Raw genomic sequence first — 25,830 nt, 5'->3', positions numbered from 1 at the left:
GATCAGCCGGCTGCGGAGCCGGTCCTGGCGTCCTCGGGGTCGGGGTCCGGCTCGTGCTCGTCGTCCTCGTCGTCGTCCTCGTTCTTGACGGTAGCCGCGCGAGCGGACTCCTCGGCGTCGGGGGAGATCTCGTACCGCCGCTTGTAGAGCTCGAAGACCGTGCTGAGCGTGGCTGCCACGGGAACCGCGAGAAGACCACCCGCCACCCCGAAGAGCTGGGCACCGAGCAGCACCGAGGCGAACGAGACACCGGGGTGCACGTTGACCGCCCGCGAGCTGACGCGGGGATCGAGCAGCAGGTTCTCCACCTGCTGGTAACCGATCGCGAACGCGAGGATGAGGACGCCGTCGAGCGGCTGCTCGCTGGTCAGGCCCACCGCGACCGGCAGCACCACGGCGATGTAGGTACCGATGGTGGGGACGAACTGCGAGATCACGCCGATCCACAGGCCCAGCGCGAGCCAGTAGGGCATGTCGATGATCACCATGAAGATCGTGTGCGCGGTGGCCGAGCACACCGCGAGGATGATGCGCGCGGTGACGTAGCCACCGACCTTGGTCACGAAGACCTCCCAGACCGTGAGCACCACCGACTGCCGACCCGGCGTGAAGAGCCCGGCCACCCAGTTGCGCAGCGCCGGCATGGCACCGGAGATGTAGGAGGTGAACAGCAGCACCGCGAACGCGTTGAAGACACCCCCGAAGATGGTGCCGATCACGGCGAAGACGCCACCGGAGAACTGGGTGGCGTAGCCGGCGATCCGCTCCGGGGTGAGGTCGAGCTGGTCCAGGAGGTTGGTCGTGCTGTAGTCGGTGCCGAAGGTGGTGTTCGCCCAGGCGACGGCGGCCTCGATGGCACCGGGGGCCGACCGGACGAGGTTCTGGATCTCGCCGACGAGCAAGCCGCCGAAGGCGGCGATGAACCCGGCGAAGGCGAGCAGCACGCCCAGCATCACCACCGCCGTCGCGAGCGGGCGCTTCATCCACCGGGTCAGGAGCCGCACGGCGGGCTCCATCGCGACGGCGAGGAACATCGAGATGATCAGGGTGAAGATCGTGCCGCCGCCGCGGTCCACCATGAACACGATGGCGAACACGCACGCGACGATGCCGACGACCACCCAGCCTGCGCGCCAGACCGACCTCGGGGAGAGCGCGACGGTCTCGGTAGGTTCGACGCGACCCGCGCGGGGGGTCGCCTTCTGACGTGGGGCTCGGGCCATGGGCACAGCCTGCCAGGCGGAGAACGTGTGGGCGGTGGCGGCGCGCTAGACCGAGAGGGGTTCGGGCCTGGCCCGCTGCGCCCAGGTGACAGCAGCGGACGCCAGGCTGGTCTCACGCGGCGAGGGCAGCCATCGTCCGCCGCGCTGTGCGGCCACGGTCCAGGTCGAGGGCCGCCGGAACGTGGCGACGACCTGCGATGCGTACTCGCGCATCTGCTGCTCGTACCGGTCCACGGCCGCCACGATGCTGGAGCGGCCCGCCGCGGCGTCCGCGAGCTCGCCGACGAGCACGTGGGCGTCCCGGATGGCGGTGCTCGCACCTTGGCCGCCGGTGGGCGGCATGGCGTGCACGGCGTCGCCGAGGGCGGTGACCACACCGGGTGCCCACGGCGCGATCCCCGCGGCATAGCTCGGTGCGGCGTAGAAGCGGAACGAGGTGAGGCTGTCGGCATCGGCGGCCTCGACCATCGCCACCAGCCCGGGAGTCCATGCACGGTCGCGCAGCTGCGCAGCCAGCGCCTCCTGCAGCGCGTTCCCGCTCGCGTCGGCGAGCGCTGCGGTCTGCACCCAGTCCAGCATCACCGCGCCCCACACGTACATCGGTTCGGCGTGGAGCGGCCGATCGGTGAAGGTGGCGACGACGTCCTGGTCCAGCGGCCGGTGCTGGCCGCCGTGCAGACCGTAGCCACCGGGACCGAGCACGATCGTCGCGCCCGTGCTGAACCGGGCGCGTGCCTCGGGGCCGAGGTTGCGGATCTGCGTGCGGCCCGCGACGCCGACCAGCGCCGTCGGGCTCGAGGTGGCACGGGCGGCGAGGCCGCGTGCGATGGAGGAGCCGACGCCGTCGGCTGCCACGAGGACGTCAACCTCCCTGTCGTTCCCGTCGTGCATCAGCGCCGCCACGCGCCCGCCCGGGCGGTGCTCGTACCCCACGACCTGCGCGCCGAGGCGCAGGCTCTCGCCCAGACCGGCGGTGAGCAGCAGTCGCAGCGTGAGGCGGTCGGTCGCCACACCGGTGGGGGAGTCGAGCGGCAGGTCCTCGGCGAGCAACCGGCCGCGGTGGTCCCGCACGGCGTACCCCGCGCCGCGCCCGGAGTCCTGCGCCAGTGCATGGAGCCGGCGGATCCAGTCGGCGGGCATCGTCTCCTGGAGCGCCGTCATCGCGGCATCCGTGAGGTGCATGCCGTGACCGACCGTGCGCCGCAGGTCGGTGTCGCGCTCGAGGACCACCGCATCGATCCCTCGCCTGCGCAGTCCATGAGCGAGGACGAGCCCGCCGATCCCGGCACCGACGATCGCGACCTGCAACCCGCACCCTTCCGCCGACCTTGTCCGAGGGCGGCACGACGGGGCACCCCCCGAGCCACAGCCCTGGAGAACGATACCGCTCGGACGACGGCTGTCGTGGCCGAGCGACCCGGGCGTGGACCCGCTACCAGCGGTGGTGGACCTGTGCTCGGATGCGGCTGTCGTACAGGTCGCGCACGGCGTCGAGCGTCTCGTCGGTGAGCGGGGGGAGTGCGGCGGCCGCAGCGTTGGCTCGCGCCTGCTCCGGGTTGCGGGCGCCGGGGATGACGGAGGTCAGACCCGGCTGCTGGATGATCCACCGCAACGCGGTCTGAGCGGGTGTCGCACCGGCGGGTGCGAGCTCGGCGAACGCGGCGGCGGCGGCGACGCCGGTGGCGAAGTCGACGCCCGAGAAGGTCTCACCCTGGTCGAAGGCCTCGCCGTTGCGGTTGTAGGTGCGGTGGTCGTTCTCGGCGAATCTCGTCTCGGCGGAGTAGCGGCCCGTGAGGAGCCCGCTGGCGAGGGGGACGCGAGCGATGGTGCCGACGCCGGCTGCTGCCGCGGCGGGGAGCACCTGCTCGAGCGGCTTCAGCCGGAAGGGGTTGAGGATGATCTGGACGCTCGCGGTCCCAGGCCGCGAGATCGCCGTCAGGGCCTCCTCACAGGTCTCGACGCTGACGCCGTAGCCGGCGACGCGCTGCTCGTCGACGAGGGTGTCGAGGGCGTCGTAGACGGCGTCGGAGGAGTAGACGGCCGGGGGCGGGCAGTGCAGCTGGACGAGGTCGAGGCGGTCGACCCCGAGGTTGGTGCGGGAGCGGTCGGTCCAGGCGCGGAAGTTCTCGAGCGTGTAGAGGTGGGGGTCGAGAGGCACGCGCCGGCCCATCTTGGTGGCGACGAGCACCTCGAGCCCGGGATGGTCACGCAGGAAGGTCCCGATGATCTGCTCGCTGCGGCCGTCGCCGTAGACGTCGGCGGTGTCGAAGAAGGTCACGCCCGCCTGGACCGCGGCGGCGAGCACCGCGTGCGCGTCGTTCTGCGAGACCTCGCCCCAGTCGGCGCCGAGCTGCCAGGTACCGAGGCCGACGACGGAGATCTGACGGCCGAGGCGGGGGAGAGGTCGCTGTTCCATGGGTCTCATTCTGGTGCAGCCGAAGGCTCGGGTGGTGCCGGGGCAGAACCCCAGCTGCGTCAGTCCGAGGTCTGGGGCGCCACGAGCTGCGCACGCAGGTCGTCCGGCGCCTTGTCACCCTGCCGCAGCGCCACCTCGGCGACGACCTCGGCGATCGTGACCCTGCTGTAGGAGCTGAGCCCGTCGTCGCGGTCTCCGGCGCCCAGGGCCTCGATCAGGTCCAGCGTCAGGTGCAGGTCGGGGGCGAGGATCGACGGGGGTGAGAACGACTTGTACCGCTGCAGCACCCGTGCCCAGATCTCCGCGCGCTCGGCCGCCTCCGGGTCGTCGGTCACGTCGGCGGGCGCGGGCACCGGATAGCTCTCCACGTCGCGCAGACCCCCGAACATGATCTCCATGCTGGAGCGCTCGGTGCTGAGCAGCACATAGATCCAGCGGCTGTCCCGATCACCGGGGTCGTCCATGAAGCGGGCGGTGCAGCGCAGGTCGAGCGTGCTCGGCAGCGGCACCGCCGAGGCACGGTGGATGAAGACATGGGCGACGTCCAGGAACTCCGCGGCGCGCAGCAGGATGCCGCCACCCTGAGCGCGGCTCACCACGAGGTCCTCGAGGCCGAGCTGCCCGTGCGAGAGGCGCCGCAGCACGGCCTCCTGGTCGTCGCGACCCTGGAGGAGGGTGTCGGCGACCGCCGCCAGCGTCCGCACCGCCTCGGTTCGCCATGTCGGCCAGGCGTAGCGCTCGAGCGCCATGCTCATGAGGGGCAGGCTGACCGTCCCGGGCAGGCGGTAACCCCGCGGTTGGCTCCAGGTCATGCTCTTCCTTCGTCGTCGCTGAGATCCCAGATCGATGGCAGTCCTGCGATGGCCTGCCGGACCAGCAGCACCCAGGTCGCCCCGCCGACGGCGGGCGCGGACGTCATCGACAACCACTCGTCGTCGCGCGTGGCGCCCGGGTAGACGCCGTCGGTCGCCGCAGGCGCGAGCGCGGCGAGCGTCGGTGCCGGGTCCTGGCCCAGGCGCAGCTGGGCGAGCGCGACACCTGCGGTGCCCTCGACCCAGACGATGGGCTCCGCCGGGAACGGCACCGGGGCGAAGCCGCTGGCCCCGGCGTGGGTGGAGGCGTACCACCCGATGTTCGCCATCGCCTGAGCCGCCTGCGCCTGGTGCCCGGCGGCCTGCAGGAAGATCGCACCCCAGGAGCTGACGTCCAGCGCGTGGCCGGGGTCGGGACCGTCGGGGGAGCGGCCCTGCCAGAACCGGCCCTCCTCGCTGCTCCACAGCCGTTCGAGGATGGCGTCGTGCAGCACCGGCACGGCACCGGCCGCGCCGGCGTGCCCGAGCACCTCCTCGGCAAGGCGCAAGGTGTGCCACGCGTCGACGTTGTGCTCGGTCGAGGCCCACGGAAGCTGATAGCTGGGGTCGAAACCACCGTTGGCGTACCAGCCGTAGCCGCCGCGGACCAGCCCCGCGAGCGGACCGTCCACGGCCTGCCGGGCGAGGAGCCAGTCCAGGCCGCGCTCGGCCCCGTCCAGCGCCTGTGCCCGCGCTGCGGCATCGGGCGACCCGTCGCGCAGGTACCGCAGCAAGGCGTAGGTGGCGAGGGCATGGTTGCCGGTCCGGTACTCGGGCACCGCACCTTCGGGATACAGCGCGGCTGCCGAGGTGACGAACCCGCCGTCCTGCGGACCGCCGTCGGTCTGCAGGCTGAGCAGGCCCGCGGCGAGCCGGTCGGCCACCGCGAGCTCGCCGAGCGAGAGAGCCGTCACCAAGGTGAGCGCCTGGTCGTAGGAGAAGGCGCGGCCGTGCAGGTGGTGCCCCTCCGGCACGTCGTAGGAGCGCACCAGACCGTGGCTCGGGGCGTGCTCGGCCAGCACGTCGCCGGTGGCCTGGTCGACGAGACGGAAGACCTTGGTACCGGGGTGGCTCCAGGGAAAGGTGAAGGCGCCGTCGGCCTCGACGGGTGCGACCGCGATCGAGTAGGCGCGGTCGGTGACCACCAACGCCTCGATCTGGAGGTCCTGAAGGGCGGGCGGGGTGGGAAGTCCGGAGAGCGTGACCGATCCGCTCACGGGTCCGGTCCACGCCGGAGGGTAGGCCTGGTCGGGCTCGACCGTCGAGGTGCTGGTCACCGGGGTGCCGGTGGCGAGCTGGCCCAGCACCCAGTCCCACGTCTCGGACACCGCCGGCGCGCCCGACGCCGCATCTCCCGGGTCCGCCGCGGCCGGCCGGGTGGCCATGGCGACCATGGTCCCGGCCATGAGCACGGTCAGCGCGATCATCGAGGCTCGTCCGCCCATCACACCCACCACCACGCTCGAGCGACCGCGACGGCGGTGGTCACGACGCCGGCCAGCACGAGCCGCCACAGCACCGACTGCTCCCGACGCCGGTCGTGCGTGAGGAGGTCGAGGTGCTGGCGCCCGTGGTGGGCAGGGGTACCGCTCATGAGGTGCGCACCTTTCCCGTCTTCTCGGTCTTGTCCCAGGTCGAGGCGGCGCCGCGCGCCTCGGCGACGTAGGCGGCGATGCTGACAGCGCACAGGACGGGTCCGAATCCGACGACCAGCACCAGCGCGGGTACGACCGGACGCAGCCACGAGATCCTATCGGCTCGGTACACCAGCCAGCCGGCGAGCATCGCCGCGCCGGTCCACACGTACGCCAGCAGCACGGCGACCGCGCGGGCACGGTCGTCCCACGTGATCCCCAGCACCGGCATCACCTCGCCGGCGAGAGCGTCCATGGGACGAGGAGCGAGCACGACCGCGAGCACGAGGAGGTTCACCAGGCCAGGGAACGTCAGCGCGGCCAGCCAGCTCTGGTAGGCGACCCGACGGTCGAGCAGCAGCACGAACGTGTTCCCGAAGATGAACAGCAGCGCGCTCAGGCCCCAGTAGAGCTCGAACGCGAGGAGGGCCGGACCCTGGTCGACGAACCAGAGCAGCACCAGCGCCACCGACGCCAGGATCATGAAGGCGGGCAGGTACAGCGTGCTGAACCACATCGTCCCGAACCACCAGTTCCCCAGGTGGTGGTCGCTCGAGGGGCGGAAGAAGACCGAGCGGAAGCGTCGGGTCACCTGAAGGTTCCCGCGTGCCCACCGCAGCCGCTGCTTCCACAGCGCCACCAGGCTCGCGGGCTCCTCGGCCCAGCACTCGGCGTTGGGGTCGAACACGACCCGGCGCCCGCCCAGCTGGGTCTGCATCGTCGTCACCGTGTCCTCGGCGAGCGTGGTGGTGTCGATGCGGCCGCCGATCGCTTCGAGGTTGGCGCGGCTCAGCATCTGGGCGCCCCCGGCGAGGCAGCCCTGCACGCCGGCGACGTTCTGCGCCCGTCGCATCGCGAGCTGGGCTGTCGCGTACTCGAAGCCGATGTACCGACCGACCCAGTGCGCGGGCTCGCTCGCCTCGCGGATGAAGCCCATCACCGCTCCCACGCCCGGGTCCGCCAGGTGGCGACCCATGCGGCCGATCGCCGTCGGCGTGAAGACCACGTCGGCGTCGGTGATGAGAACGGCTTCGGCCCAGTCGTCGGCGAGCACGTGCGCCAGCCCGTGGTTGAGGGTGTGTGCCTTCCCCTGCCCGCCCTGCTCACGGCGCAGGTGCACCACGCGTCCGGGATAGCGCCGCGCAGCCTCCTGGGCGATCAGCGGGGTGTCGTCGGTGCTGGCGTCGTCGACGACGACCAGGCGCAGCCGCTCGCTGGGATAGTCCAGCGCCATCATCCGGTCGATCGAGTGCTCGAGGACGGCGCCCTCGTTCCACGCGGGGATGATGACGGCGACCCGCGGCTGGTAGGCGCTGTCGGCGCGCCCGTAGTTGTCCCGGACACGGTGGAGACCGGCCATGACGTGACCGCTGGCGGAGACCAGCATGGGGACGGCGCCGAGCAGGACGATGATGCTGAGGACCCAGCCGAGCGGTCCGGTCGGCAGCGTCGCACTCACGGCAGGATCCTCGACTCCAGCTCGTCGAGATAGACCCAGCGACCGACGTCGCCCGCTCGGTGGGCGTCGCTGCCTGCCACGATGCGCACACCGCGATCGACGAGGCCCTGCACCACGGCCGCACCCGGGCAACGCCACTTCTCGTTGATCTCGACGGCCGCACCGGCGGCCACGCAGGCAGCCGCCAGCGCGTGCACGTGCTCGTCGCTGATGGCGTCCTCACCGAGGCCCACCTTCGGCACGATGCTGAACAGGTGGGCGACGACAGCGGGCGCCGGGGAGAGGGCGACCGCCTTGCAGATGGCGGTGACCAACGTGTCGACGACGTCGCGCGCCGTCGCCGGGTCGGCCTCGATCCGCGCCCTCACGGCGCTCGGGTGCTGCGGTCCGTCGGCTGCCGGGAACTGGTGGTCGGCCACCAGCACGTAGTCGAGGGGCGGAGCTGCCGCAGGGATGTCGAGGCGGCCGGAGGAATCCAGGATCTTGGCCTCGACGCCGCACATCACCCGCAGGTCGACGCGTCGGTCCAGGGCACGGATCTGGGCGACGTACTCGGGGAGCCAGCTGGTCTCGCGCCGGACGTGATCGGAGGCTCCGAGGGTGTGCAGGCCGGCCATGGATGCCGCTGCCGCCATGTCCTCCCACGTGTCGGCGCCGTCGGTGAGGCTGGAGTGGGTGTGCCAGTCGGCGGTCCGGTCCAGGATCATGCGTCGAGCCCGGGGTGCGTGCGTCCGTCACGCACCGTCGTGTACTCGGCGAGGGGAACCGTGACGTCGGCGAGGTGCCGCACGACGGCCACCTCCTCGAAGTCGAGGTGGTCGGGGAGGGGGTGCCCCAGCGCAGCGCGGGCGGCGAGGACGGGCATGTCCACACCAGCCGCCTGCGTCAGTGCCATCGTGCCCGGGAAGCGGGCGTTGACCTCCAGCAGCGCCGGTGTGCCGTCGACGGCGCGCCGGGCCTGGACGTTGACCACGCCGGTCGCACCGATGAGACGAGCGACCGAGCGTCCGAAGTCCTCCAGCTCGGGGTCGCGCACCGTGCGACCGGCGACGGCGATCCCGGAGTCGACCTTGTCCCGTCGTCGGGGCACCGCGGCGACGACGTGCCCGTCAGGCCGCGCGAGCACGTCGATCGAGAACTCCTCCCCGGGAAGGTGCTCCTGCGCGAGCATGGTGCCGTCCCTGGGGACGCCGTGCAGGTCCTCGCTCGAGGAGATGACGGCGAAGCCCCGCCCGCCGGCACCGAGCCGCGGCTTGACGATGAAGGGCAGACCCAGGCGCTCGAGCTCGTCGACGCTGGTCGTCCGCTCCAGCAGGACCGTGCGGGGGACGCGCACCGACCCCTGGCAGAGACCGACGAGGGTCAGCTTGTCCTGGCAGCGTTCGAGCGTCTGCGAGGACTCGACGAGGACGGCGACGCCGGCCCTCTCGAAGTCGCCGACCTTCGCGGCCACCACCGGCAGCTCGACGTCGACGGTGGGGATCACCAGGTCGGCGTGGCACCGACGTGCGACCTCCAGCAGGACATCGGCGAACGCGGGGTCGTCGCCGAGGGGGAGCAGGACGCGCTGCGCCGCCGGCACGAGGTAGAGACCGGCCGCCAACGGGTCGATGTCGCCGGCGATCACCCGGTAGCTGGGCGCCAGCGAGGTGATCAGGGTGACAGCGGCCGCGCCGCCGGCACCGGTGATCAGCACGCAGGGCTGCGAGGCGTGGCTCATGCGGACTCTCCCGCGAACGCATGCGAGGCGCTCAGGGCCATGGGCGCCACGGGCCCCGGCGAGCTCAGCACGGTCTGGGCGGGAGCACTCAGGGCGGCACGGCGGGGGATGAAGCTGCGGATCACCTCGAACGGTTCCGCGTACCTCGCGAGCGGGGCCAGGTGCCGCGCCCAGTAGCGGGCACCCGCCACGATGAGCTCGGGTTCGAGATAGGTGCGCTCGCTCTGGCTGGCGAAGCTCGACAGGACGTCGACCTTGCGCGTGACCACGGCATCGATGGGCACGAACCGTGTGGGGGAGAACTCGTTCGTCGCCGACGGCGACTGATAGGCGAAGACCTGCGCCACCGATCGGGTGGCGCTCATCGTCGCGGTGTTGACGGCTCGGTGGTCCTGATGGTTGTCGTGCCGTGAGTGCACGTAGACCACGGTCGGCTTCAGCGCGCCGACCACGGCTTCGATGAGGCGGATGGTGTCGATCCCCTGGTCGATCTGGGTGTCGGGCAGATCGGCCAGCAGCAGTCGCGCCCCGATCTGGGTGGCCGCGGTCACCGACTCGCCCACGCGCGCGTTCCGGTCGCCCCCGACGTCACCGCGGCTGAGGGTGAGCACCGCGACGTGGTCGCCTCTGCGCCGGTGCTCGAGGAGAGCTCCCGCGGACCCGATCTCGACGTCGTCCGGATGGGCTCCGATCGCCAGCACCCGCTCCGCCTCCTGCTCGGAACGCAGCAGGCACGTCTGGAGCGCACCCCGCAGGCCTTCGCGGTCGGTGGGGTCGATGATGTCGTGAAGGCCGCCGCGGATCGCTTGCACGAGCAGCTCCGCGGGCAGCTCGTGCGGGGCTCCGGCCAGGAGCACGCGCATCTGCGGGTACAGGGCGCGAAGGTCGGCGACGGCGTGCATGGTGCGATCGGTCGCCAGGAGCGCCGGGTCGACGAGTGCGGCATTGATGGCGCCCATGGCGAGGGCGGTCTCGACCACGGTCTCCGGTGCGGTCTGCACGTGATCGCAGCCGAGGTCCTCGAGGACGGGTGCGATGTCGGAGGTCAGGTCGCCCAGCAGCAGCACCCGGCGTCGGGGTGGGTCGAGGAGCTGCTGCACGACGGATTCGTCGACCCGCACGTCGCGCTCGTCACCGAGCCACACCGCTTGTTGCTCACCGCTCACGTAGATCCCCCGACGACAGGTGGAAAGACTGTCTTCTTGAGACCCTATAGCCATCGCAAAGCCACCGTAGAGAGGCGGCACGCCGAGTGAGGCGCGGCGCGCCAGCAGGGGCTGGCATGCTGCCGACGTGCGGGAGGACTGGGTCGACGTCGCGAAGGGGATCGCGATCGTCCTCGTGGTGGGGTTCCACGCCGTCGTGTTCCCGGCCAACCTCGGGCTGGTGCAGGACTGGCGAGGCTTCGCGGCGCTGCTCGACACGTTCCGGATGCCGTTGTTCTTCTTCACCTCGGGGTTGTTCGCGGCGCCGGTGCTGCGGCGATCGCTGCGCGAGCTGTGGCGGACCCGGGTGGCGCGACTGCTGTGGCTGTTCGTCCTCTGGAGCGTGCTCTGGTTCGCGGTCTTCTACGCGGCGCCGCCGCTGGGCACCAGCAGGGTGAGCCAGCGGCCGGAAGAGCTCCTCCTCATGCTCGTCTCACCGAACCAGAACACCTGGTACGTGTACGCACTGGCGCTGTACCTGCTGGCGGCCTGGGGTCTGCGCCGGCTTCCGGTGGCGGTCCAGATCAGCCTCGCCGCCCTGCTCGCGGTGGCGTTCGACGTCGGCCTGCTCGACGCCGCCAACGGTGCGGTCGACCGCATGGGTCGGGGCTTCGTGTGGTTCCTGGTCGCGGTGCACCTCGGGCCTGGCGTGTGCGCGCTCGCGCCGCGGGTGCGGTGGTGGCACCCGCTCCTGGCGCTCGGGCTCTACGGGGGCGCCGCGGCGCTGGTCGCCGCGCACGGCGTGATCGGTGCACCGTTCGTTCGGCTCACGCTGGCGGCGTTGGCCGTGCTGGGCGGGTGTGCCCTCGCGGTCACGCTGAGCCGTGTCGCCGCGCTGGACTGGCTCCGGGCGCTGGGCCGGCGCACGCTCGGGGTCTACCTCCTGCACTTCTACGTGATCCTGGGCGTGTGCCTGCTTCTCGCTCCCGTCGCTGCCCAGGTGGCCGCGTGGCGGGTGTTCAACCTCGCCCTGCCCGTGCTGCTGACGGTGCTCGCGGTGCTGGTCTCGCTGGCGGTGCACCGGCTGGCACGCGGTCTCACCTGGCTCTGGGACAGGCCGCGGCTGCAGCGCCGTGACGCGCGCGCGGATCTGCCGACCTGACGGACCCGCGGCCGCGGTGGGGTGCGTGCCGCGGCGCTCACCCCACCCGGATCGCCTCCAGGTCGGGCCGTCCACCCAGACGTTGCACGGTCGATGCGGCGGCGCGGGAGGCGAGCCGGCCCGCCTGGCGCGGGCTCTGCCCCGCCCGGAGAGCGGTGACCAGGCCTGCGACGAAGGCGTCACCACCACCCGTCGGGTCGACGACGTCGACGTCGGGCCAGGGGAGCACCTCGTCACCGCCCTCCCAGGCCACCAGGTCCCCGCCGTCCGGCAGCGCCAGCGCGACCAGCCGCGGCCGCCAAGCAAGCATCTGCCGGGCCGCCGCGCGCGCCGAGTCGAGACCGTCCACCTCGCCGTCCGTCCAGGAGGACGCCTCCCGGGCATCAGCGCGGACGACGTCGACCAGGTCCAGCAGATCGTCCCGGTATCGCTCGGGCGTGGCTCCGTCCGCGACCAACAACGCGTCACGCGCATGCCCGGCCAGGCCCAGCTCGACCATCGACTCGGCCGGCTGCTGCAGCTGCAGGCAGATGGCGTCGACGTCGTCGAGAAGTCCCTGGGTCACCTGGTGTCGCACGTCGTCCGTCGTCAGCAGCGACTCCTCGGGTACGTCTTCGAGGAGGCGACGGCTCCCGCCGTCGGCCACCACATCGACCAGCAGCGCGGTGGTCCCGCGGCGCGCCACCGGACCGACGTCGATGCCGTCGCGGGCAGCAGCGGCGAGCATCTCCTCGCCGACCCGGTCGGCGCCCGTGACGCCGAGCAGGACGACCCGGCCCGCGCCGAGCTGCCGCAGACCGACGGCCTGGTTCGCGCCCTTGCCGCCCAGGACCTCGGTACGGGACAGCACGTCAGCCGAGCCGCCGTCGTCAGGGAGGTCGGCGACGTGCAGCACGAGGTCGCGCGCGATGGCACCGGCCACCAGGACGGCGGTCATCGCGCGTCGCCCCGCCAGCGGCGGACCGTCGGTTGTCCCTGTGCGCGCGTCATCACAGCAGCGTGGCACAGCCGCAGCCGCGGCGCCGATGTCGCACCCTGTCGATTTCCCCGGTCCGCGCTCGTCACCTGGGGGAGGGGCGCCACCATGGTGCGCCACCCGGAAGCGACATCACGGAGACTGAACCATGCGGAGACTGACCTACGCCATGAGCGCCAGCCTGGACGGCTACGTCGCCGCGCCCGGTGGCGACCTCACCTGGGGCGTGTCGAGTGACGAGCTGTTCGACTGGTGGTCCGAGCGGGTGGGGGAGACGAGCCTCGCGCTGTACGGGCGCAGGTTGTGGGAGGGCATGAGCGCGCACTGGCCGACCGCCGACCGGCACCCTGGAGCGACGCCGGCGCACATCCAGTTCTCTCGCCGCTGGCGGGACATGCCGAAGGTGCTGTTCTCGTCGACGGTCAGCACGACCGACTGGAACACCCGTTCGATCGCCGAGGACGCCGTCACCGAGATCCGCCGGCTCAAGACCGGCGACGGCGGCGCCATGGACATCGGCGGCGCCACGCTCGCGGCAGCGGCGATGCGGGCCGGGCTGATCGATGAGTACGTCGTCGTCACGCATCCGGTTCTGGTGGGTCGGGGCCTGCCGTTCTTCACGGCTCTGGACAGCTGGGTGAACCTGACGCTGGTCGAGACCCGGGCGTTTCCCGGCGGGGTCCTGCTGACCAGGTACGAGACCAGGCGCTGAGAGCCCGCAGGGTCGATCAGCGCGGTCGTGTACCGAGGTCCTGCACGACGGCGAAGACCGCCGGCTCGAGAGCGACTGTCGCGCGGGACTGGCTTGCGTGCTCCGCGGGCGGAACCGTCGGTGAAGGCTGGGATGCTCGTCAGATCCCGGGGAGTAGGCAACGCCCAGCGGGGAGCGGTTCTCGCAGCTGGAATGACATAATGTCCATTATCGGCGTTCCGGCTAGGGCTCGCTCGCGAGCCTGGCCGAGGCGCTTGTCGAGGTCACTCTCCAGACGCTGGTCGGCGCGGATGCCTGAGGTGGACGGGAGTCCTTGGTGGCCTCGGTCGCGTCGAGGCAAACCCCGATAGCGACGGCAGCAGGCCGCCGACCGCCATATGAGTCCTTCGGCCTGTGTGATCGTCGACTGACGTCGGTTTGCAGTCACCTCGGACCGATCGGTCTACGACTCCCGGATTGCCTCGAGCACGTCGTCACTCACCTGATCATCGATCTCAGCGGTCACGGTTTCGAAGAGTTCCGACACGTGAATCCCTGTGAGTTGGTGAAAGGTGTCGTTGGTTTCAACCACCAACACATCGCGGCTCAGTCGTATAGAGGAATGGGTGTCAGCGTCGAGGGTGATCTCGGCGGTGTATCCACGAAAACCGAGCGCCGGAACGAGGAGTGACGACTCTTGGCTGCTGATCGGCGTAGTTTCGTTGCTGGACGCCAGTTCCTCCAGATCGTCCCACGTCGATCGCTCGACTTCGACGGTCGGATTGTCTCGGCCAGAGAACACATCAACAGTGAGGTCGTGGCTGGGGAAAGCACACGAAGACATCATGGCGATCCCGAATATCGCCATGACGAGCGCAGCCGTGGGAAAGCGGTGTCGCTGGCGAGAGTGACTACCTTCATCACGGCGACGGCCTGGCGCGACAGAAGCAACAGGAGACGACCAGCGCTCAGGCTGACTGTCGCGGCGATTCGCCGAAACGATGCCAGCGGTCAAGGCGGGCACGATCGCGCGCCATGTGAACCCCGAGCCACGCACACTCCTCATGAGCTCAACCTAGACTGTCAGGCGGCGCGGTGGCATCGCTACATCTGCTCGACACATCGTGACGGGATGGGCCCGACTTGTCACTCTTCACGCTCAGCCGCGCATGAGTTCTCGCCGCCGGTGAGAGACGTCAGCTCTGGTGAGTCCGGGCGGCGATCTCGTCGGCGAATGCGATCTCGGAGTCGTCCTGGGGTTCGTAGCCGATGACCCGGCGTGCGTTGGCGATCGACCAGAAGGTGCGGGCGTTGCCCGAGACGCCGTAGAAGATCTGGAACGGGACGCCGTGCTCGTCGTCGACCGACTCTGCCTCGATGCAGCGGACGTAGAGCTGCTGCAGGTCGCGCTCGGAGACCCAGCCGGTGATGTCGCGCAGGTAGTCCACGGTCGGACGATCGATGAAGTCCTCCGCACGGATCGGCCGCGGGCAGACGATCCGCACGTGGACGTTCTCCACGACCGGTCCGGCGCCGCCGCTGGCGTAGAGGAACCCGAGCGACTCGTACGCAGCCTTGGCCCAGCCGTAGAACGTGTCGGGCCGCGGGTAGTCGTACGGGTCCACCCGATCGATGCGGCCGGCCTTCCACGGCTGCTCGTACCACTTGGAGGCCTGGTTGGTGCTGGTGACCACGACCCGCCGCACCCCGGCCAGCTGGGCAGCCTCGAACACGCGGGCCGTCATGTCGAGATTGCGCCGCTCGGCGGCATAGCTCGGGGCGCCTTCCGCACGGGCGTACCCGGCGTGCACGATCACCTCGACGCCCTCGAACAGCCCTCGCAGTTCATCCTCGTCCGCGGCCAACAGGTCGACCAGCTGCACACCCTCGACCGGACGCCCGTCCCTGTCGGTGTCGCGGACGTCGACCATCGTCAGGTCATAGCGCTCGCGCAGCACGGGCAGCAGCTGCCCGGCGACGTACCCGGTGGCACCAGTGAGCAGGACACGTCTACGACTCATGGCCCCAGTCTGCCGCTCAGACGCTGGTGGATGAAGCTGGATCACCGGCCGGGTCTGGTTTCCGCATTCCGCAGCTACGTCGTGCGCCGCCGCCGCTTCACACCCCGGGGCACCCACTTCCACCACGTGTAGTGGTAGTCACCCTGCTCGACGTCGAACTCCTGGCCGCAGAGCGCGCACGCGCAGTGGAACGTCATGGACCAGCCGGGCTCGCTCGTCGCGAGGATCCGGACGTGCCCGGCTCGCTCTTCCTTGGGTGGCTCGTAGAAGGACAGGCCTGGGTAGCTGGCGCACCAGCAGGACTTGTCCCGATAGCTCTCGATCTTGTCCAGGGCGTGCTCGAGACTGACGCGGTTCGAGTGCAACGCACCTCCGAGGTCCAGGCGATCGGTGGCACGCCGGATCCTGGGCAGTGCGGCGACGAGCGGGTCGAGCAATGCGCCGTCGCGTGTGCGGACGACCTCCCACGTCGCGTGCAGGACCCGACGGGTGTCCTCGGAGAGGAAGTCTTCGAGAAGCGACGGCTCGGCGCTGTCGTTGGTCAACTCGCCGGCTCGGCGAGATCGAGGTCCACCATCAGCTCGTCCGCGATCGGCTCCAGTGCCGCTCGTACCGTTTCGACGTCGACACCGGTCGGCAACGTCACGACTGCCTCGGCCTCGAAGAGCAGGCCACCGCCCTGCGGTGCGTTCTGCGTCCACGACCGGAAGTCGCGGATGCTCACGCGTCGCGCCGCCAGTGCCGAGCTCACCTGCCGGACCATGCCCGGGCGGTCCAGTCCCACGAGATGCACCTGCACCTCCCTCCCTGCCGCTCCCCCGGCGCCTGCCGGGTTGACGTCGACCTTCCAGCCGAGCTGGTCCAGGAGTCCCGCGGTCGCGTCGGTGAAGGCAGCGACGTTTGCGTCCGGCACCTCGACGAGCACGATGCCGGCGAACTTGCCGGCCAGCCTGGCCAGCTGGCTGTCGAGCCAGTTGCCACCGTGATCCTCGACGGCTCGGGACAGCGCCGACACCAGTCCCTCCCGGTCGTCCCCGACAGCGGTGAGCACCAGTTGCGTCATGGGCGTCACGCTAGCCCAGGGCCGTGCTGGCCGAGGGCTGCTCCAAGCTCACGTAGTCCGCCAGGTGCTCCCCCGTCAGCGTCGCCCGCTGGGCCACGAGATCGGCCGGCGTTCCCTCGAACACGATGGCCCCGCCGTCGTGCCCTGCGCCGGGACCGAGGTCGATGATCCAGTCGGCGTGCGCCATCACGGCCTGGTGGTGCTCGATCACGATGACCGACCTGCCGGAGTCGACGAGCCGGTCCAGCAGTCCGAGCAGCGCCTCGACGTCCGCCAGGTGCAGTCCCGTGGTGGGCTCGTCGAGCACGTAGACGTCGGCGCCCTTCTCCCCCATCTGCGTGGCCAGCTTCAACCGCTGGCGCTCGCCGCCGGACAGCGTGTTCAGCGCCTGCCCCAGCGTGAGGTAGCCCAGCCCGACGTCGGCCAGCCGCTCCAGGATCTTCGTCGCGGCGGGGGTCTGGGCCTCACCCTCGGAGAAGTAGGCGTGCGCCTCGGTCACCGGCATCTCGAGCACCTCGGCGATGTTCTTCTCGCCGAAGGTGTACTCCAGCACCGCGGCCTGGAACCGCCGACCGCCGCACTCCTCGCACGTCGTGGTGACACTTGCCATCGGACCGAGGTCCGTCTCGATCGTGCCGGCACCGTTGCACACCGGGCAGGCACCCTCGGAGTTCGCGCTGAACAGCGCCGGCTTCACCCCGTTCGCCTTCGCGAACGCCTTGCGGATCGGCTCCAGCAGCCCCGTGTAGGTGGCCGGGTTGCTCCGCCGGGAGCCCTTGATGCCGCGCTGGTCGATCACCGCGACGCCGTCACGCCCGGCGACCGAACCCCCGATCAACGAGCTCTTCCCCGACCCGGCCACGCCCGTGATCGCCACCAGCACGCCCAGCGGGATGTCGACGTCGACATCCTTCAGGTTGTTCCCGCTCGCCCCGCGCACCTCGATCTGCCCGACGGCGGAGCGCACCGCGTCCTTCAACCTCGCCCTGTCGTCGAGGTGCTTGCCGGTCACGGTGTCGCTGGAACGCAGCCCGGCCACGCTGCCGGTGAACATCACCTCTCCCCCGGCGGTCCCCGCGCCCGGCCCCAGGTCGACCACGTGGTCGCCGATCGCGATGGTCTCGGGCTTGTGCTCGACCACCAGCACCGTGTTGCCCTTGTCACGCAGCTGCAGCAGCAGATCGTTCATGCGAGCGATGTCGTGCGGGTGCAGGCCGATCGTGGGCTCGTCGAAGACGTACGTCACGTCGGTCAGCGCCGACCCGAGGTGCCGGATCATCTTCGTCCGCTGCGCCTCTCCCCCGGACAGCGATCCCGACGACCGCTCCAGCGAGAGGTATCCCAGCCCGATCGCCACGAACGAGTCCAGCAGGTCGCTCAGGGCTCCCAGCAGCGGCGCCACCGCGTCGTAGCGGGGCTCGTCCAGCTGCCGCACCCACTCGGCCAGGTCGGTGATCTGCATCGCGCACAGGTCGGCGATGTTCTTGTCCTTGATCTTCGAGGACCGTGCCTCCGGCGCCAGCCGCGTCCCGCCGCACTCCTGGCAGGTCCCGAACGTGATGGCGCTCTCGACGAACCGCCGCACGTGCGGCTGCATCGCCTCCACGTCCTTGGACAGGAACGACTTCTGGATCCGCGGGATCAAGCCCTCGAAGGTGATGTTGATGCCCTCGGCCTTGACCTTCGTGGGCTCCTTGTAGAGCAGGTCGTGCAGCTGCCGCTTGGTGAAGCTCTTGATCGGCTTGTCCCCCGGGAAGAACTCGGAGTGCTCGAACATCCGCGCGTACCAGGTCCCCGGACCGTAACCGGGGATCGTGAGGGCGCCCTCGGCGATCGACTTGTTCTCGTCGTACAGCGCCGTCAGGTCGAAGTCGGAGACCGAGCCGCGTCCCTCGCACTTCGGGCACATGCCACCGAGCTGGTTGAAGGATGCCTTCTCCGAGATCGTCTTGCCGCCGCGCTGCACCGTGATGGCGCCGCTCGCGCTGACGGACGGCACGTTGAAGGAGTAGGCGTTCGGCGAGCCGATGCTCGGCTCCCCCACCCGGCTGAAGAGGATGCGGAGCAGCGCGTTCGCGTCGGTGACCGTGCCCACGGTCGACCGAGGGTTGGCACCCAGCCGCTCCTGGTCCACGATGATCGCCGGCGTCAGCCCTTCCAGCACGTCGACGTCGGGTCGCGCGAGGGTCGGCATGAAGCCCTGCACGAAGGCCGGGTAGGTCTCGTCGATCAGGCGCTTGGACTCGGCCGCGATGGTGTCGAACACCAGCGAGCTCTTCCCCGAGCCCGACACCCCGGTGAAGACCGTCAGCCGGCGCTTGGGGATCTCGACGCTGATGTCCTTGAGGTTGTTCTCCCTCGCACCCCTGACCCTGATCAGGTCGTGGCTGTCGGCGGTGGTGCTCATGCGGCTCCTGTCGGGACGATCCACCGGCCATCGCGCATCAGCTCGCGCCCGGCGAGCTCGTTCTCCTCGCGCCAGGCCTGCACCCGGCGTGGTGTCACGCGGTACCAGTGGTAGGGGGTGGTGAGGTTACGGGGGTCGAACCCGGTGTGGGCGGCGAAGGCGTCGGCACGCTCGCGCGGCACCGCTGCCATCGTCAGGGTCTCGACCGTACCGTCCACGAGGCAGACGTCGCGGGTGTGCCCGAGCGCGAGTCGCACGGTGCCGCCCCGTTCGAGATTGCGACCGGTCGGACTGTCGGCGGGCGTCGCGAGCAGCAGGGTGGCACCGTCCCAGTGGTAGGACAGCGGCACCAGGTGGGGCTCGCCGTCCGGGCTCGCGGTCGCCACCCAGGCGTCGTTGTCCGCGAGGAGCCGGCCCTCGACGTCACGGCGCCGTTGCGCTCCGCTGCGCCGGTCCGCAGCCCCGCTCACCGCTGCTGGATGCGGAGCGTGTTGCCGGCGGGGTCGCGCACGGCGCAGTCACGCACGCCCCAGTCCTGGTCGGCCGGCTCCTGGAGGATCTCGGCGCCGCCGGCCTCGAGGGTCGCGAAGGTCGCGTCGAGGTCGTCGCTCGCCAGCAGCATGCTGGCGAACGTGCCCTTCGCCATCATCTCCGTGATCGTGCGGCGCTCGTCGTCGCTGATCGCCGGGTCGGCGCCGGGCGGGTACAGCACGATGTTGACGTCGTGCTGATCCGGCGGGCCCACCGTGATCCAGTGCATGTCGTTGTAGCCGACCTCCTGGCGCACCTCGAAGCCGAGGAGGTCGCGGTAGAAGGCCTTCGCGGCCTCCGGGTCGTCGTGCGGCAGGAACGTGGTGTGCAGGGTGATCGCCATGGCGTTCACGCTAGGCCGTCGGCCTCGGTGGCGCTTCTCGATTCCTGATCGGTCTGGCCACCCTCTTGACGACCATCGACGGGAGCCCGCGCAGCTCCTCCTTGGCCCGGTCCCGGTAGGTGCTCGGCGGCATCCCCACGAGCTCGGTGAACCTCGTGCTGAAGGTCCCCAGGGACGAGGACCCGACGGCGAAGCACACCTCGGTCACCGACAGGTCGCCCCGGCGCAGCAGGGTCATCGCGCGTTCGATGCGGCGGGTCATCAGGTAGGAGTAGGGGGACTCGCCGTACTCCTGCTTGAACCGCCGGCTCAGGTGCCCGGCCGACATGTGCACGCAGCCGGCGAGCGCGGGGACGTCCAGCGGCTCGCGGTAGTCGCGGTCGATCCGGTCCCGCACCTGGCGCAGCAGCTTCAGCTCGCGCAGTCGATCCGCGTCCGGTCGGCTGGCCATGGCGCCATCCTGCCACTTCCCCGGTATGCGGAAGCCGCTCGTCCGCGGTACTCCCTAGCCTCGCTCCATGACAGCGACACCTGCGTGGGAACCACCCTTCGACGGCTCCGAGATCGAGCACCTGCTCGGCGCCCTCGAGCGGCAGCGTGCGACCTTTCGCTGGAAGGCCGACGGCCTCGACGAGGCCGCGCTCAACCGCACCGTGGCGGCCTCCAGCCTCACCCTCGGCGGGCTGCTCAAGCACCTCGCGTGCGTCGAGGACGAGAAGTGGGGACCGAACCTCTCGGGTGCGCCGTACGGCCCGCCGTGGTCGGGCATGGCGTCGTACGACGGCGACCCCAAGGCCTTCACGTTCGACACGACCGGTCTCGGCGCCGAGCAGCTCTACGCGCTCTGGGACGACGCCGTGGCTCGCGCACGCACCCGGATCGCCGAGGCGGTCGCCGACGGCGGTCTCGAGCAGCAGATCGCCTGGGGCGCCGACGACGGCTTCGTCGTGAGCCTGCGCAGGCTGGCGTTCGACCTCCTCGAGGAGTACAGCCGGCACACCGGGCACGCCGACATCATCCGCGAGGCGATCGACGGCCGGGTCGGCGAGGACCCGCCGCCGGCCTGGCGCATCTAGCGCGTGGCCTTCCACCCGGCTCCGCGCCTCCTCTAGCCTGCCCTGATGGGTCTCGACGGCGACAGCCCGACCTCCCGCGCCCTGCTGGCGTTCGCGCTCATCCAGGACCGCCCCGGCATCACGGCTGCCGACCTCGGCGACAGGCTCGGGGTGAGCGACCGCGCCGCGCGACGCTACGTCGCGATCCTGCGCGAGGCGGACATCCCGGTCGAGTCGGCCCCGGGTCGCTACGGCGGCTACCAGATCGGGCGGGGCGCCCGCCCGGCGCCGCTGCGGTTCACGATGTCCGAGGCGCTGGGGCTGACGATGGCCGCCGTCGAGAGCCGGCACGGACGCGACGACGCGGCCGGACGAGCTCTCGACAAGCTCACCCGCGTGCTTCCGGCCTCGCTCGCCGGTGCGGTCGACGGCGTCCGGGCCCTCGTACCCACTCCCCCGGCCGGCCCCGAGGTGGACGGCGCCGTCGTGGCCCAGCTGGTGGAGGCGGTGGGCGCACGGCACGCCGTGCGCATCCGCTACTGCGCCGAGCACTCCTTCGCCACCGAGATCGACCCCTGGGGTGTGGTCCCGCGCCGGGGCTACTGGTACGTGCTCTGCTGGTCCCGTGACCGTCAGGCTCGTCGGCTCTATCGGGTCGACCGGATCGAGTCGGTCCACCCGCTGGCGGAGTCGTTCGAGCCCCCTGAGGAGCTCGACCTGCTGGCGGCCGTCGAGGAGCACCTCTCGGAGGGCTGGCAGCTCGCCGTCGAGGTGATCATCGAGGCGCCCGCGGAGCGGGTGCGCTGGTGGGTCCCCCGCCAGCTCGGCCGGCTCGAGCAGCTGCCCGACGGCACCACCCGGCTGCTCGGCAGCACCAGCACACCCGACTGGTACGCCGTCAAGCTGGCTGAGATCGGTGCGCCGTTCCGGGTGATCACACCTCCCGAGGTCGCCGACCAGCTGCGCAGGCTCGGAGAGCGACTGCTGGCAGCCGCGGCCGCGGCCCCGCAGCGCGCGGACGTCTCCGACGCTGCTAGCGAGCCGTCGTGATCTCGTCGAGCTCGGCCAGGTCGGCCTCGGTCGGCTCCCACTCCAGCGCAGCGGCGTTCGACCGCACCTGCTCGGGCCGGGACGCGCCACTGATCACCGATCCCACGACGTCCTGCGCCGCGAGGTAACCGATCGCCACCGTCGCCATCGGCACCTCGCGCTGCTCGGCGAAGGCGCGGATCGCCTCGATCACGTCGAAGTTGGCGGCCTCGAGCCGCTCGGGGCGCTGCGTGAGGCGGGTGCCTTCCGGCGCCGCCTCACCACGGCGGTACTTGCCGGTCAGCAGACCGGAAGCCAGCGGGAAGTACGGCAGCATCCCGGCGCCGACGTGCTCGGCGGCGGGGATCACCTCGGACTCGACGCCGCGCTCCAGCAGCGAGTAGGCGTTCTGCACGGAGATCATCGGGCTGCCGCCGGCGGTGCGGGCGATCCAGTCCGCGTCCACGATCTGCCAGCCGGTGAAGTTCGACGACCCCAGGTAACGGACCTTGCCCTCGAGCACGAGCTCGTGCAGCGCCGCCAGCGTCTCCTCCAACGGGGTCGCGTCGTCGTACCGGTGCATCTGGTACAGGTCGATGTGATCGGTCCCCAGCCGACGCAACGACGCCTCGACGGCGGTGCGGATGTAGCGGCGGGAGCCCCGCACGCCCCAGTCGGGTCCGTTCGCGCCGCGCATGTCCATGCCGAACTTGGTAGCCACCACCACGGCGTCGCGCCTGGAGCCCAGAGCCTTGCCGAGCAGCTGCTCGCTCATGCCGGGCTCGCCGCCGTAGACGTCAGCGGTGTCGAACAGTGTGATCCCGGCCTCCAACGCCGCATCGACCACGGCGGGGACGTCGTCGGGAAGTATGGTGGTGCCGAAGGCGTTGCACCCCAGCCCCACGGTAGAGACGGTAAGTCCGGAACGGCCGAGCTGGCGGTAGGTCATCTGCACCCGGCCAGCGTATCTGTGGCGGCCGGACGGGCATATCTGCGCACCCGCACCCGCAAGGCTTCACAGCACCTTCACCAGCCGCGCGGAACACCACTGGATGATGATCCGTTGAGATGAAGAGTACGGACGCAGCACCACCCGCGCCTGCACGTACGCGAAGGAGGAGACCATGGCCGAACGTTCCCTGCGAGGGATGAAGATCGGTGCGAACAGCCTGGAGACCGAGGTCGGCGTCGAGTTCGCCCCTCGGATCGAGGCAGTCTACGACTGCCCCGATGGCCGGGTCATCGTCATTCCGTTCAGCGCTGAGGCAGATGTCCCCGCTGTCTGGGAGGCACCCGGCGGCGGTGAGGCGCTGCTGCGTGACGCGACGCGCCCCGAGCCCAAGGCGACCAAGAAGCAGCGCACCCACTGGGACATGCTGCTCGAGCGCCGCACCGTCGGTGAGCTCGAAGAGCTTCTCGACGAGCGCCTCGCGCTGCTGCGCAGCGGTCAGGCGCGGCGCCGAAGCGCCTGAACCAACCGACGGACCCGGAGCTTGATCCGGCGTCGACGGTCGTCAAGACCCCACTCGGTGAGCCGGGTGATCGCCTCCACGGCGATCGCCCGGCTCATCTTTGATGTCCCCTGGGTACGTTCCACGAACGTGATCGGGACCTCCACGACACGCCCCCGCGCCCGTTCCACGCGCCAGGTCATGTCGATCTGGAAGCAGTAGCCCTGCGACTCGACCTGTTCCAGCGGCAGCCGGCGCAACGTGCGCGCCGGGTAGACCCGGAACCCGGCGGTCGCGTCCCGCACGCTCAGCCGCAGCGCGAGCCGGGCGTAGCCCGTGCCCAGCTTGCTGATGAGCTGGCGGGTCCACGGCCAGTTCACGACCGCGCCCCCGGGTACCCAGCGCGACCCGATCACGAGATCGGGCGCGGGGTCCGCAGCAGCGGCCGCCAGCAGCGCGGGCAGGTCCTCCGCGCGGTGCGAGCCGTCGGCATCCATCTCGACGACGGCGTCGTAGCCCTGTGCCAGCGCCCAGCGGAAGCCGTCCAGGTAGGCGCGGCCGAGCCCTTCCTTGCCCGCGCGGTGCAGCACCTCGACCTGCGGGTCGGAGGCGGCAGCGCCGTCGGCCCAGACGCCGGTGCCGTCGGGCGAGCTGTCGTCGACGACGAGCACGTCGACACCGGGAATCGTCGCCCGCAGGTGCGCGAGCGTCGTCGGCAGCGCATCCCGCTCGTTGTAGGTCGGCATGATGACGAGCGTCCTCATCGGCGACGCTTCCGCCGTGGTGCGGTGGCGATACCGGTGAGCAGCGCCAGCACCGTGAACAGGGTGAATGCTACGACCGGGGCGTCACCCAGCCGGTCGCTGATCGTGAGCTCGGTCCGCAGCGGCACCGTCGCCACGAGCTGGTCGGCCGTGAACAGCTCGGTGGTCTCCAGCACCACACCGTTGGGCGCGATCACCCCGCTCACACCCACGGTCGAGATCTGGATGGTGGCACGGCCGTGCTCGACCGCGCGGAACCGCGACATCGCCAGCTGCTGCTCCGACTCGGCCGAGTAGCCGAAGGAGGCGTTGTTCGTCGGGACGAACAGCACCTCGGCGCCACCGACCACCGACTCCCGGATCAGCGCGTCGTAGGCCACCTCGAAGCAGATGATCGTGCCCACCGGGACGTCGCGCTCGAGCGTGGCGACCGGCACGTCCACGACCGCGATCTCGGTCCCGCGGGCCATGTCGGTCCCGACAAGGTCGACGGCGGAGGAGAAGATCCGAGCGACCTCGCGCATCGGGATGTACTCGGCGAACGCGGCAGGGATCTGCTTGGAGTAGGCCTCGACCGGACCCTCCCCGGGCAGCCACAGCACCATGTCGTTGTACCGCTCGTCGACGGCGCCGGGCTCGTCGCCGGCCTCGACGTACCGGTCCGTGCCGAACAGCAGCGGCACCCCGACAGCCGCGACCGCCTGCTCGACCAGCACCCGCGCGTCCTCGTAGGCGCGCGGGTTGTAGTCGGAGGAGTTCTCGGGCCAGACGACCAGATCGACACCGCCGGCGCCGACGTCCTCGGCGAGCTGCTCGGTACCGCTCACGTGGTTGTTGAGCACCTCGTAGGCGTTGGCGAACGCACCCAGCCCAGGCTCGGCGACGTTGCCCTGCACCGCGCCGACGCGCAGCTGCCCGGCGGAGCCGTGCGTGCCCAGCGGCACCAGGAGGCTGAGCCCGAGCACCGCGGCCACCGCGGCGGGAGCACCGATGAGGCGCACGGTGTCCGCCTGTCGCAGCGTCACCGCGACGCTCGCGAGCAGCAGACCGAGCGCGGCCACGACGGCGGACACCAGCGGTGCGCCACCCAGGGAGGCCAGCCTGAGCAACGGTGAGTCGGTCTGCGAGAACGCGAGCCTGCCCCAGGGGAAGCCCCCGAACGGCCAGACCTGACGAAGCTGCTCCCCCACCGCCCAGACGACGCCGAACACCGCGGCCTGCCCGAGCACGAGCCGCTGCAGCAACGTCCCTCGTCGGACCCACACCCACGCGGCGCAGGTGGCGGCGACGATGCCGGCCTCGGCGACGGACAGGGCGATCCATGGGATCACGCCCACCGCTTCGTTGGCCCACCAGATGTGGGGCAGGAAGAACGAGATGCCCCAGAGGAAGCCAACGGCGGCGGCCCACCGGGCGGAGTCCCGGCGCAGGGCCAGCACGAGCAGCGCGACGCCGATGATGGCCATCGGCCACCAGCTGCGCTGCGGAAAGGCCGTGTCGGTGAGCAGACCGCCCACGATCGCCACCGCCGCGGTCGTGAGTCGTCGCGGCTGGAGCTGAGGCACCGGCCCAGGATACGTTCCTCGCCGGCACCGACCGGCCGCTCCCCCGCTGGCACCGACCGGCCCGCACGTCCTTCGGTCCGCTGCCCCGGTCTCGGGGCCCCGTTTTCTAGTGAACGCGCGGGCCTGGTCGGTGACTGCGCGGAGGTTCTCCCCCTGCAGCAGTACAGGGAGCGAACATACCGACGTTCGGCAGTGCCGCCAAGCATGCGTCATCGCAGGTCACGGGCGTTCGCGCAGGTCAGCGCTCTGAGACCAGTTGCGGCATTTCTCGACGACTCCGGCGTGTCGCCGGTGTGTCTGCGGCCGGCGCGGCGACGCCTGAGG

27 protein-coding genes are annotated in these 25,830 nt (G+C 70.9%); 5 read left to right on the top strand and 22 right to left on the bottom strand.

Annotated elements, in window-relative coordinates:
* Nucleotides 1–2: 2 nt before the first annotated feature.
* The 10 genes from GPA04_RS03240 to GPA04_RS03195 form a co-directional block, all read right to left on the bottom strand.
* Complete coding sequence (locus tag GPA04_RS03240) at nt 3–1,223, bottom strand: AI-2E family transporter (RefSeq protein WP_156222244.1); 1,221 nt, start codon at nt 1,221–1,223, stop codon at nt 3–5.
* 45 nt (nt 1,224–1,268) lie between these two features.
* Nucleotides 1,269–2,531, bottom strand: a complete 1,263-nt coding sequence (locus GPA04_RS03235; protein WP_156222242.1) for an FAD-dependent oxidoreductase — start codon at nt 2,529–2,531, stop codon at nt 1,269–1,271.
* Between the two features lie 124 nt (nt 2,532–2,655).
* The gene (locus GPA04_RS03230; protein ID WP_206674089.1) at nt 2,656–3,639 is read right to left on the bottom strand and encodes an aldo/keto reductase; all 984 of its coding nucleotides are present in this window, start codon (nt 3,637–3,639) and stop codon (nt 2,656–2,658) included.
* 59 nt (nt 3,640–3,698) lie between these two features.
* Complete coding sequence (locus GPA04_RS03225) at nt 3,699–4,394, bottom strand: hypothetical protein (RefSeq protein WP_156222237.1); 696 nt, start codon at nt 4,392–4,394, stop codon at nt 3,699–3,701.
* Nucleotides 4,395–4,447: 53 nt separating this feature from the next.
* Complete coding sequence (locus GPA04_RS03220) at nt 4,448–5,917, bottom strand: hypothetical protein (RefSeq protein ID WP_156222235.1); 1,470 nt, start codon at nt 5,915–5,917, stop codon at nt 4,448–4,450.
* A 17-nt stretch (nt 5,918–5,934) separates the two neighbouring features.
* Nucleotides 5,935–6,084, bottom strand: coding sequence for a hypothetical protein (locus GPA04_RS03215; RefSeq protein ID WP_156222233.1), 150 nt, complete (start codon nt 6,082–6,084; stop codon nt 5,935–5,937).
* On the bottom strand, nt 6,081–7,583 hold the full coding sequence (locus tag GPA04_RS03210; RefSeq protein WP_241680554.1) for a glycosyltransferase family 2 protein: 1,503 nt from the start codon (nt 7,581–7,583) through the stop codon (nt 6,081–6,083). The genes GPA04_RS03215 and GPA04_RS03210 overlap by 4 nt, the downstream gene beginning before the upstream one ends.
* Nucleotides 7,580–8,290 (bottom strand): PHP domain-containing protein, encoded by a 711-nt coding sequence (locus tag GPA04_RS03205; RefSeq protein ID WP_156222231.1) that lies wholly within the window; start codon nt 8,288–8,290, stop codon nt 7,580–7,582. Before GPA04_RS03205 ends, GPA04_RS03210 begins: the two co-directional genes overlap by 4 nt.
* Complete coding sequence (locus GPA04_RS03200) at nt 8,287–9,303, bottom strand: ATP-grasp domain-containing protein (protein ID WP_156222229.1); 1,017 nt, start codon at nt 9,301–9,303, stop codon at nt 8,287–8,289. Before GPA04_RS03200 ends, GPA04_RS03205 begins: the two co-directional genes overlap by 4 nt.
* Nucleotides 9,300–10,469: a PIG-L deacetylase family protein gene (locus GPA04_RS03195; protein ID WP_162458502.1), complete on the bottom strand. Its 1,170-nt coding sequence runs from the start codon at nt 10,467–10,469 to the stop codon at nt 9,300–9,302. Before GPA04_RS03195 ends, GPA04_RS03200 begins: the two co-directional genes overlap by 4 nt.
* A gap of 127 nt (nt 10,470–10,596) precedes the next feature.
* Between GPA04_RS03195 and GPA04_RS03190 the strand changes: the two genes are divergently transcribed.
* Nucleotides 10,597–11,610, top strand: coding sequence for an acyltransferase family protein (locus GPA04_RS03190; RefSeq protein ID WP_156222225.1), 1,014 nt, complete (start codon nt 10,597–10,599; stop codon nt 11,608–11,610).
* 37 nt (nt 11,611–11,647) lie between these two features.
* Here GPA04_RS03190 and GPA04_RS03185 read toward each other — a convergent pair whose 3' ends face one another.
* On the bottom strand, nt 11,648–12,547 hold the full coding sequence (locus tag GPA04_RS03185; RefSeq protein ID WP_156222224.1) for a PfkB family carbohydrate kinase: 900 nt from the start codon (nt 12,545–12,547) through the stop codon (nt 11,648–11,650).
* 187 nt (nt 12,548–12,734) lie between these two features.
* Here GPA04_RS03185 and GPA04_RS03180 point away from each other — a divergent pair, with 187 nt between their 5' ends.
* A complete protein-coding gene (locus GPA04_RS03180) occupies nt 12,735–13,298 on the top strand; it encodes a dihydrofolate reductase family protein (protein WP_156222222.1) in 564 nt (187 codons plus the stop codon).
* Between the two features lie 442 nt (nt 13,299–13,740).
* Here the strand turns inward: GPA04_RS03180 and GPA04_RS03175 are convergent, their stop codons facing one another.
* The 8 genes from GPA04_RS03175 to GPA04_RS03140 form a co-directional block, all read right to left on the bottom strand.
* Entirely contained in the window at nt 13,741–14,343 is a 603-nt protein-coding gene (locus GPA04_RS03175) for a hypothetical protein (RefSeq protein WP_156222220.1), read from the bottom strand.
* Between the two features lie 130 nt (nt 14,344–14,473).
* A complete protein-coding gene (locus GPA04_RS03170) occupies nt 14,474–15,298 on the bottom strand; it encodes an NAD-dependent epimerase/dehydratase family protein (protein ID WP_156222218.1) in 825 nt (274 codons plus the stop codon).
* Between the two features lie 74 nt (nt 15,299–15,372).
* Nucleotides 15,373–15,843 (bottom strand): hypothetical protein, encoded by a 471-nt coding sequence (locus GPA04_RS03165; RefSeq protein WP_156222215.1) that lies wholly within the window; start codon nt 15,841–15,843, stop codon nt 15,373–15,375.
* Nucleotides 15,840–16,361, bottom strand: a complete 522-nt coding sequence (locus GPA04_RS03160) for a glycine cleavage system transcriptional repressor (protein WP_156222213.1) — start codon at nt 16,359–16,361, stop codon at nt 15,840–15,842. The genes GPA04_RS03165 and GPA04_RS03160 overlap by 4 nt, the downstream gene beginning before the upstream one ends.
* A 10-nt stretch (nt 16,362–16,371) precedes the next feature.
* Entirely contained in the window at nt 16,372–18,768 is a 2,397-nt protein-coding gene (locus GPA04_RS03155; protein ID WP_156222211.1) for an ATP-binding cassette domain-containing protein, read from the bottom strand.
* Nucleotides 18,765–19,238, bottom strand: a complete 474-nt coding sequence (locus tag GPA04_RS03150) for a pyridoxamine 5'-phosphate oxidase family protein (RefSeq protein WP_156222209.1) — start codon at nt 19,236–19,238, stop codon at nt 18,765–18,767. The genes GPA04_RS03155 and GPA04_RS03150 overlap by 4 nt, the downstream gene beginning before the upstream one ends.
* Nucleotides 19,235–19,642, bottom strand: a complete 408-nt coding sequence (locus GPA04_RS03145; RefSeq protein WP_156222207.1) for a VOC family protein — start codon at nt 19,640–19,642, stop codon at nt 19,235–19,237. The genes GPA04_RS03150 and GPA04_RS03145 overlap by 4 nt, the downstream gene beginning before the upstream one ends.
* Nucleotides 19,643–19,652: 10 nt before the next feature.
* Complete coding sequence (locus tag GPA04_RS03140) at nt 19,653–20,093, bottom strand: helix-turn-helix transcriptional regulator (protein ID WP_156222205.1); 441 nt, start codon at nt 20,091–20,093, stop codon at nt 19,653–19,655.
* A 67-nt stretch (nt 20,094–20,160) separates the two neighbouring features.
* Between GPA04_RS03140 and GPA04_RS03135 the strand changes: the two genes are divergently transcribed.
* Both GPA04_RS03135 and GPA04_RS03130 read left to right on the top strand, forming a co-directional pair.
* Nucleotides 20,161–20,718 carry a mycothiol transferase gene (locus GPA04_RS03135; protein WP_156222203.1) on the top strand — a complete coding sequence of 186 codons (558 nt, stop codon included), beginning with the start codon at nt 20,161–20,163 and terminating at the stop codon, nt 20,716–20,718.
* A gap of 45 nt (nt 20,719–20,763) precedes the next feature.
* Nucleotides 20,764–21,747, top strand: a complete 984-nt coding sequence (locus GPA04_RS03130) for a helix-turn-helix transcriptional regulator (RefSeq protein ID WP_156222201.1) — start codon at nt 20,764–20,766, stop codon at nt 21,745–21,747.
* On the opposite strand, the gene GPA04_RS03125 is transcribed toward GPA04_RS03130, so the two are convergent.
* Complete coding sequence (locus GPA04_RS03125) at nt 21,731–22,675, bottom strand: aldo/keto reductase (protein WP_156222432.1); 945 nt, start codon at nt 22,673–22,675, stop codon at nt 21,731–21,733. The two genes, GPA04_RS03130 and GPA04_RS03125, sit on opposite strands and share 17 nt — an antisense overlap.
* Before the next feature lie 175 nt (nt 22,676–22,850).
* Between GPA04_RS03125 and GPA04_RS03120 the strand changes: the two genes are divergently transcribed.
* Nucleotides 22,851–23,198 carry an RNA polymerase-binding protein RbpA gene (locus tag GPA04_RS03120; protein ID WP_156222199.1) on the top strand — a complete coding sequence of 116 codons (348 nt, stop codon included), beginning with the start codon at nt 22,851–22,853 and terminating at the stop codon, nt 23,196–23,198.
* Here GPA04_RS03120 and GPA04_RS03115 read toward each other — a convergent pair.
* Together GPA04_RS03115 and lnt are read right to left on the bottom strand one after the other, a co-directional pair.
* Nucleotides 23,174–23,941, bottom strand: a complete 768-nt coding sequence (locus tag GPA04_RS03115) for a polyprenol monophosphomannose synthase (protein ID WP_156222197.1) — start codon at nt 23,939–23,941, stop codon at nt 23,174–23,176. The two genes, GPA04_RS03120 and GPA04_RS03115, sit on opposite strands and share 25 nt — an antisense overlap.
* On the bottom strand, nt 23,938–25,506 hold the full coding sequence (gene lnt / locus GPA04_RS03110) for an apolipoprotein N-acyltransferase (protein ID WP_241680553.1): 1,569 nt from the start codon (nt 25,504–25,506) through the stop codon (nt 23,938–23,940). The genes GPA04_RS03115 and lnt overlap by 4 nt, the downstream gene beginning before the upstream one ends.
* Nucleotides 25,507–25,830: the final 324 nt, after the last annotated feature.

Origin of the sequence: Pseudactinotalea suaedae, assembly GCF_009733815.1 — a bacterium.
Taxonomy (GTDB): domain Bacteria; phylum Actinomycetota; class Actinomycetes; order Actinomycetales; family Beutenbergiaceae; genus Pseudactinotalea; species Pseudactinotalea suaedae.
Note: the sequence above shows the minus strand (reverse complement) of the source record. Positions and strands in the feature narration are given on the sequence as shown.

Excerpts from the sequence above, each read along its gene's own strand:
- GPA04_RS03125 (WP_156222432.1), bottom strand. The coding sequence starts at position 22,675 with ATGACCTACCGCCAGCTCGGCCGTTCCGGACTTACCGTCTCTACCGTG.
- GPA04_RS03185 (WP_156222224.1), bottom strand. The coding sequence starts at position 12,547 with ATGACCGCCGTCCTGGTGGCCGGTGCCATCGCGCGCGACCTCGTGCTG.
- GPA04_RS03215 (WP_156222233.1), bottom strand. The coding sequence starts at position 6,084 with ATGAGCGGTACCCCTGCCCACCACGGGCGCCAGCACCTCGACCTCCTC.
- GPA04_RS03220 (WP_156222235.1), bottom strand. The coding sequence starts at position 5,917 with ATGATCGCGCTGACCGTGCTCATGGCCGGGACCATGGTCGCCATGGCC.
- GPA04_RS03230 (WP_206674089.1), bottom strand. The coding sequence starts at position 3,639 with ATGGAACAGCGACCTCTCCCCCGCCTCGGCCGTCAGATCTCCGTCGTC.
- GPA04_RS03160 (WP_156222213.1), bottom strand. The coding sequence starts at position 16,361 with ATGACGCAACTGGTGCTCACCGCTGTCGGGGACGACCGGGAGGGACTG.
- GPA04_RS03155 (WP_156222211.1), bottom strand. The coding sequence starts at position 18,768 with ATGAGCACCACCGCCGACAGCCACGACCTGATCAGGGTCAGGGGTGCG.
- GPA04_RS03130 (WP_156222201.1), top strand. The coding sequence starts at position 20,764 with ATGGGTCTCGACGGCGACAGCCCGACCTCCCGCGCCCTGCTGGCGTTC.
- GPA04_RS03180 (WP_156222222.1), top strand. The coding sequence starts at position 12,735 with ATGCGGAGACTGACCTACGCCATGAGCGCCAGCCTGGACGGCTACGTC.
- GPA04_RS03200 (WP_156222229.1), bottom strand. The coding sequence starts at position 9,303 with ATGAGCCACGCCTCGCAGCCCTGCGTGCTGATCACCGGTGCCGGCGGC.
- GPA04_RS03205 (WP_156222231.1), bottom strand. The coding sequence starts at position 8,290 with ATGATCCTGGACCGGACCGCCGACTGGCACACCCACTCCAGCCTCACC.
- GPA04_RS03145 (WP_156222207.1), bottom strand. The coding sequence starts at position 19,642 with ATGGCGATCACCCTGCACACCACGTTCCTGCCGCACGACGACCCGGAG.
- GPA04_RS03140 (WP_156222205.1), bottom strand. The coding sequence starts at position 20,093 with ATGGCCAGCCGACCGGACGCGGATCGACTGCGCGAGCTGAAGCTGCTG.
- GPA04_RS03135 (WP_156222203.1), top strand. The coding sequence starts at position 20,161 with ATGACAGCGACACCTGCGTGGGAACCACCCTTCGACGGCTCCGAGATC.
- GPA04_RS03170 (WP_156222218.1), bottom strand. The coding sequence starts at position 15,298 with ATGAGTCGTAGACGTGTCCTGCTCACTGGTGCCACCGGGTACGTCGCC.
- GPA04_RS03225 (WP_156222237.1), bottom strand. The coding sequence starts at position 4,394 with ATGAGCATGGCGCTCGAGCGCTACGCCTGGCCGACATGGCGAACCGAG.
- GPA04_RS03120 (WP_156222199.1), top strand. The coding sequence starts at position 22,851 with ATGGCCGAACGTTCCCTGCGAGGGATGAAGATCGGTGCGAACAGCCTG.
- GPA04_RS03240 (WP_156222244.1), bottom strand. The coding sequence starts at position 1,223 with ATGGCCCGAGCCCCACGTCAGAAGGCGACCCCCCGCGCGGGTCGCGTC.
- GPA04_RS03115 (WP_156222197.1), bottom strand. The coding sequence starts at position 23,941 with ATGAGGACGCTCGTCATCATGCCGACCTACAACGAGCGGGATGCGCTG.
- GPA04_RS03175 (WP_156222220.1), bottom strand. The coding sequence starts at position 14,343 with ATGAGGAGTGTGCGTGGCTCGGGGTTCACATGGCGCGCGATCGTGCCC.